General features: G+C 73.3%; 4 protein-coding genes and 1 pseudogene. 2 read left to right on the forward strand and 3 right to left on the reverse strand.

Going from position 1 to position 6,329, the window contains the following annotated elements; all coding sequences use genetic code 11:
• A pseudogene (locus tag A8W25_RS31140) lies at positions 1 to 1,165 on the reverse strand (serine protease); the annotation flags it as partial.
• Between the two features lie 292 nt (positions 1,166 to 1,457).
• On the opposite strand from A8W25_RS31140, the gene A8W25_RS31145 reads away from it, so the two are divergent.
• Positions 1,458 to 2,126, forward strand: a complete 669-nt coding sequence (locus A8W25_RS31145; RefSeq protein ID WP_067167847.1) for a TetR/AcrR family transcriptional regulator — start codon at positions 1,458 to 1,460, stop codon at positions 2,124 to 2,126.
• Positions 2,127 to 2,149: 23 nt separating this feature from the next.
• The gene (locus A8W25_RS31150) at positions 2,150 to 3,811 is read left to right on the forward strand and encodes an FAD-binding dehydrogenase (RefSeq protein WP_067167849.1); all 1,662 of its coding nucleotides are present in this window, start codon (positions 2,150 to 2,152) and stop codon (positions 3,809 to 3,811) included.
• Between the two features lie 42 nt (positions 3,812 to 3,853).
• Here A8W25_RS31150 and A8W25_RS31155 read toward each other — a convergent pair whose 3' ends face one another.
• The gene (locus A8W25_RS31155) at positions 3,854 to 4,411 is read right to left on the reverse strand and encodes a hypothetical protein (protein ID WP_067167851.1); all 558 of its coding nucleotides are present in this window, start codon (positions 4,409 to 4,411) and stop codon (positions 3,854 to 3,856) included.
• 176 nt (positions 4,412 to 4,587) lie between these two features.
• Positions 4,588 to 6,126: an alkaline phosphatase gene (locus A8W25_RS31160; RefSeq protein WP_199831884.1), complete on the reverse strand. Its 1,539-nt coding sequence runs from the start codon at positions 6,124 to 6,126 to the stop codon at positions 4,588 to 4,590.
• Between the last annotated feature and the right edge of the window lie 203 nt (positions 6,127 to 6,329).

Below are 6,329 nucleotides of genomic sequence, written 5' to 3' on the forward strand. Positions count from 1 at the left end.
CGCGGCCGTGCGTGCCCGGGGGCGGGGCGCCCGCGCCGACCACGATCGCGCCGGAGGAGGGGGCGGCCGGGTCGAACGGGTTGCGCCACGACGCCGGGAACCCGTCCGGGCGCGACTCGTACAGCGCGTCGTCCAGGCTCTCCGCGCCGTTTCCGGCCGCCTCGACGACCACCACGCCGCGGGCCGTCGCGTACCGTACGGCCGCGAAGTCGTCGGGCCACCACTCCAGCGGGATGTGGCCGCGCTGGTCGTCGTCGGCCGCGTAGCCGAAGCGCGGGCCGGGGCGGTGCAGCGGGACCAGCAGGATGTCGCCGGGGGTGAGGCGGTCGGCGGCGCCGGTGATGGCCCGGGCCGTGCCGATGCCGTGGACCGAGGCGACCGCGAGGACGGACTCCGGGACGATGCCGAGCGTGCCGCTGCCGGAGCGGCTGCCGCCGAGCACCCCGAGCACTCCGGTGCCGTGGTTGCGCCAGGCCAGGTCCTCGACCGGGGTGCCCGCGACGATCCCGGCGAGCTTGGGCCCGAGGTCGCGGTGGCCGAGCTGCCACGCCGCCTCGACGTCGACGATGCTCACGCCCTCGCCGGAGCCGCCCGCCTGGAGCCACGCCCAGGCCGCGTCCACGCCCTCGGGCGCGGGCCCCAAGTAGCCCTGGCGGCCGCTGAAGTCGGGGGTGGCGGCCCCCTCCTTCTCGCGCCGCCCGTCGTCGGCGCGCTCGTCGCCGTCGTCGTCCTTCCCGCCGAAGGGCCCGGCCGCCGGGAGCGCGCTCGGCTTCACATACGCCGTCTCGATCCCGGGGAGGCCCGCGAACCGGGAGGCGAGCTCCTCCAGGCGGTCCTCGCCGCCGCGCACCCGGTGGAAGAGCGTGAGGTCGGGTACGTCGGCGCCGTGCCGGGGGAGCAGCGCCAGCGCCTCACGCACCCGGGCCTCACTGCCGAACAGCGGCTCCAGGGCCAGCTGTTGGTCCATCAGGAACATGTCCAGGGCGGACGATCCGGGTGGCTCCTGGGCGAGCGGCGGGCCGCCGGCGGTCGAGCCGCCCTCGGCGAGCTCGGGGCGGGCGACGACGATGAGCTCGCGGTCGACGGGGTGGTACGCGAAGCCCGCGCCCTCGGGCCCGGGGTCCTGTGCCCCGGCCGCGCCGGCCGAGCCGAGCGAGTCGCCCATGGTTCCCACTCCTCATCCCTCACGTCCCGAGTGCGCGTCCCCCGGCGCCGCGGCCCTGCCGCCGGGGAGAACCCTGCTGCGGGGATCGGGACCTGTACAGGACGCAATCTCGACAAAGGGCGGCGCAGCCGGGACGCGGCCGAATCGAGGGGGACGGATATGAGACATCCGGATACGAGACACCCCGGCCGGATGGGCCGCACGGCCGGCCGCCTCCCCGGACATCCAGGTCAGACCCCTTGTCGATACATCCGCGTATCCGATACGTTCCCGTATCCAAGAGGAGGAGCCCATGGCCACCGCACCCACCGCGCCTGCACAGCCGCCCGCGCAGCCACCTGCGGCCAAGCGCGTCACCACGCGCCGCGCCCGCACCCGGCGGCGGCTGCTCGACTCGGCGCTCGCCGTGTTCGCCGAGGAAGGGTTCGGCCGGTCCACCGTCGAGCAGATCTGCGAGCGGGCCGGATACACCCGCGGCGCCTTCTACTCGAACTTCACCTCGCTCGACGAGCTGTTCCTCGCCATGTGGGAGGAGCGCTCGACCCGGCTGCTCGCGGATGTGCGCGCCGCCCTCGACGAGGTGTCGGCCGCCGTGCCCGAGGACGCCGTACGGGCCGCGCTGCGGGCCATCCCGGTCGACGACGCCTGGTACCGGGTCACCGCCGAGTTCACCGCGCACGCCCTGCGCAACCCCGCCCTGCGGCGGGTGATGGCCGCCCGCGAGCAGGCGATCCAGGACGCCGTGCTGCCCGCGGTCGTCGAGGCGCTCGGGCGCACCGGGCGCCGGGTGACCGACGAGGACGCGCTCGGGCAGGCGCTCGTCGCGGTCCACGACGGCACCGCCGTACAGGTCCTGCTCGACCCCGGCAGCGAGGCCGTCCGGGCCCGCCGCGAGGCGCTCTTCCTGCACGTCCTCCAGGCCTACAGCACGGAAAGCACCACCCGCACCGCGACCCGCTGACCCCTACCTCCCAGGAGACCGCCGTGAGTGACGACGCCGATGTCATCGTCGTGGGAGCCGGCCTCGCCGGGCTCGTCGCCACGTACGAACTCGTCCGCGCGGGCCGCAAGGTGCTCGTCGTCGACCAGGAGAACGAGGCCAACCTCGGCGGCCAGGCCTTCTGGTCGCTGGGCGGCCTGTTCCTCGTCGACAGCCCCGAGCAGCGCCGGATGGGCGTCAAGGACAGCTACGACCTGGCGCTCGCCGACTGGATGGGCTCGGCCGCCTTCGACCGTGACCGCGAGGACCACTGGCCGCGCCAGTGGGCGAAGGCGTACGTCAACTTCGCCGCCGGGGAGAAGCGGAGCTATCTGTACGGGCTCGGGCTGCGGGTGACGCCGACCGTCGGGTGGGCCGAGCGCGGCACGGGCACGGCGGGCGGGCACGGCAACTCGGTGCCCCGCTTCCATCTGACGTGGGGGACCGGGCCCGAGGTCGTCCGGGTGTTCCGCGAGCCGGTCCTGGAGGCCGCCGCGCGCGGGCGCGTGACCTTCAAGTACCGCCATCGTGTGGACGGGCTGGTCGTCGAGGGCGGGGCGGCGGTCGGGGTGCGCGGCAGTGTCCTGGTGCCGTCGGCCGAGCCGCGCGGCGTCGCCTCCTCGCGGGAGCCGGCGGGCGGGTTCGAGCTGCGCGCCCAGGCCGTCGTCGTCACCTCGGGCGGCATCGGCGGCGACCACGAACTGGTCCGCGGGAACTGGCCGGTCGAGCGGATGGGGCCCGCGCCGCGCTCGATGGTGACCGGGGTGCCCGCGTACGTCGACGGGCGGATGCTGGGGATCACCGAGGAGGCGGGCGGCTCGATCGTCAACCGCGACCGGATGTGGCACTACACCGAGGGCCTGAAGAACTGGGACCCGATCTGGCCCGGCCACGGGATCCGGATCATCCCCGGGCCCTCCTCGCTCTGGCTGGACGCCACCGGGCGGCGGCTGCCCGCGCCGCTCTTCCCCGGCCACGACACCCTCGGCACGCTCAAGCACATCGTGGGGACCGGGCACGACCACACCTGGTTCCTGCTGACGCGCTCCATCGTGGAGAAGGAGTTCGCGCTCTCCGGCTCCGAGCAGAACCCGGACATCACCGGCAAGGACCTGAAGCTGGTCCTGTCGCGCGTGCGCAAGGGCGCGCCCGGACCCGTGCAGGCGTTCCTCGACCACGGCGAGGACTTCGTGGTGCGCCGGAGCCTGCGCGACCTCGTCGACGGCATGAACGCGATCTCCCCCGGCCCCAAGCTCGAACTCGACCAGGTGGAGCGGGAGATCCTGGCGCGCGACCGCGAGATCGACAACGCCTACGGCAAGGACTTCCAGGTCATGTCGATGCGCAACGCGCGCGCGTACTGGCCGGACCGCATCACCCGGGTCGCCAGGCCGCACCGGCTGCTCGACCCGGCCCACGGGCCGCTCATCGCCGTACGGCTGCACGTGCTGACGCGCAAGACGCTCGGCGGCCTGGAGACGACGCTGGACTCCCAGGTCGTACGCCCGGACGGGACCCCGTTCGACGGGCTGTACGCGGCCGGGGAGGTGGCCGGGTTCGGCGGCGGCGGGGTGCACGGCTACAACGCGCTGGAGGGCACGTTCCTCGGCGGCTGCATCTTCTCGGGCCGGGCGGCCGGACGGGCGCTGGCCCGGAGGCTGGCGTGAGCGACGCGCTCGCTCGCCGTGACGCGGACTTGCTTCTGACGGCTACTCGTTGACGAGCACCGGGACCGACAGGACCGCGCTCGCCGGAGTGCCCGTCAGCGCGGCCTTCGGTACGGCGGTGAAGTCGATGCCGGCGCCCTCCGCGCGGGGCTTGGCGTGCCCGGCGGTGCCGTGCGCGGCCTCGCCCGCCTCACCCTCCTCCGCATACTGGAAGGAGCCGGTGCCGACCAGGTGGCCGCGCGCGTCGTAGAACGCGGCGCGCAGCTCCAGCGCGAGTACGTCGCTCACGTCGGAGGTGATGGCGAAGTGACCGGAGACCGAGGGCTTCCGCTCGGAGAGCGCGAGCTTGGTGATGTGCACCCGGTCGGTGAACGGGCCCTGTTCCAGCCGCACTTCACCCTTGGCCGGGACCTTGGCGAGGGTCGCTGCGGGCGCCGGTGCTCCGCTCGGCGCGGGGAAGGTGACGGCCGGAGCCGCCGCCTGCTCGGCCTGCACAGGCCGCTGCCCGGCGTCGGCCTTGTCGCCGCCGGAGCCCCCGCAGGCCGTGGTGAGGGCCAGGGCGGTCAGGGCGAGAGCGGCCAGACGGATCGAGCGGTTCACTGCGTACTCCTGGGTCGGCGGTGCGGGGCCGGGAGAAGGGTGATCCCCCGGCCCCTGGTGGGGCGGCGACGGTAGGTCAACCGTCCGTTGTGTGCGGGCTGTTGGGGCGGTGTTTCACGTGAAACAGTGCGTCGCGTTTCACGTGAAACCGTGCGCCGCCGACGGCCACTGCGGCATCAGCCGCGCGGCGCCCGGCCGAACAGCGAGCGGTACATCTTGCCGTACAGCTCGGTGTTGATCTGGCTCGCCGCGAACCGCTCGGCGCCCGGACCGTAGGCGTAGATCGGCACATCGGCGCCGGTGTGGTTGCCGGAGAGGTAGGTCAGCCACAGGCTCGCGTCGGGGGTGCCGTCCTTGACACCCGCGGCGTCGTCCGGCGTACGGAAGGTCGCCGGGGCGAAGTTCTTGGCGTCGCCGGAGCCGGCGCCGTTGAGGATGCCGGACGAGCGGACCGGGTCCTTGGCGCCCGACTTGTCGCGCGACGGCGTCGAGTTGTTCGCCGGGTTGCCCGCGTCCGTGTTGGCCGGGGGCGCGACGGACTCGGCGTTGGTGTACGTGCCCTTCTCAATGATGTTGAAGCCCGCGCACTCGTGATCGGCGGTGACGACGACCAGCGTGTGCCCGTCCTTCTTGGCGAAGTCGTACGCGGCCTTGACCGCGTCGTCGAACGCCTTGACCTCGGCCAGCGTCTGGGCGGCGTCGTTGGCGTGCGAACGCTTGTCGATCTGGGCGCCCTCGATCTGGAGGAAGAAGCCCTTCTTGGAGCGCCCGTCGAGCAGGTCGATCGACTTCTTCGCCATGTCGGCGAGGGTCGGCTCCTGCTTCTGCGGGGCGTCCGCCGGGAGCCCGGCCTTGGCCTGCTCGACGGTCAGGTTGCCGCGGTTGAAGAGGCCGACGACCTTCTTGCCCTTGAAGCCGGCGAGGTCGGCCTTGGTGGCGACCTTCTGGCTGGCGGCGGTCTGGGCGGGCAGGCTCGGGTCGCCGAAGTTGCCGAGCACCTGGTAGCCCTGGGCCTGGAGGGCCTTCTGGTCGTCCGGCTCGAAGCGGGCGAGGCCGCCGCCGAGCACCACGTCGGCGGTGCCGTTGCGGGCGATCTGCTCGGCGACCGGGGTGATCAGCGTCTTGTCCTCGGGGGCCTTCTCGTACGAGCCGTCCGCGTTCTTCGGCAGGCAGGCCGCGTCCGAGTAGACGGGGCCCTGGCAGCCGCGCAGCAGCACATGGCTGAACTGGGCGCCCGGGGTGGCGTCGGTGACCTCGGCGGTCGAGACGTTGCCGGTGGCGAAGCCGGCCTTCTTGGCCTGCTCCATCAGCGTCACACGGCGCTTCTCGTAGGCGTCCACGCCGAGCGCGGCGTTGTACGTCTTCACGCCGGACGACCAGGCGGTCGCGGAGCTCGCGGAGTCGGTGACCAGCGCGGGCTGGTCGGTGCCCTTCTCCACGGCGTACGTGGCGACCGCGCCGGTGAAGGGCAGGCGCTCCATGTTCAGCTTGCCCTGGGCGCCGTAGTAGCGCTCGCGGCCGGCGGTGACATGGGTGCGGCCCATGCCGTCGCCGAGGAGGTAGATGACGTTGTGTATCTCCTGGCCGTGGCCCGGGAACGGGCGGGCATCGTGCTGCGGGGCGGAGTTGGCCGTGACGGCGCTGCCCGCCGCGACGGCGGAGGCCAGCGCCACCACCGTCAGCGCCTTGCGGCGCTTGTGTCCCATGGATCTCATGGCGGCGAAGCTATGAGCCGAATATGAACGAGTTGTGAGGTGCGGGCGTACGGCGAACGAACGGCTTTGCCCTTCCGCGGTGTTGCCCTTCCCACGGGCCCTGCCCGTGGGCTCCAGCAGCCGGGCCTACCCGTACGAGAGTCCGGAGCAGATGTCGTCGTCGGCCGAGCGGGCCTTGTCCGCGACCTCGGAGGGGACGGCGG

The organism is Streptomyces sp. ERV7 (assembly GCF_001653515.1).
Lineage (GTDB): Bacteria > Actinomycetota > Actinomycetes > Streptomycetales > Streptomycetaceae > Streptomyces.

Bases quoted from the DNA above. Each gene is read 5' to 3' on its own strand.
- A8W25_RS31145 (WP_067167847.1), top strand. From the start codon at position 1,458: ATGGCCACCGCACCCACCGCGCCTGCACAGCCGCCCGCGCAGCCACCT.
- A8W25_RS31160 (WP_199831884.1), bottom strand. From the start codon at position 6,126: ATGAGATCCATGGGACACAAGCGCCGCAAGGCGCTGACGGTGGTGGCG.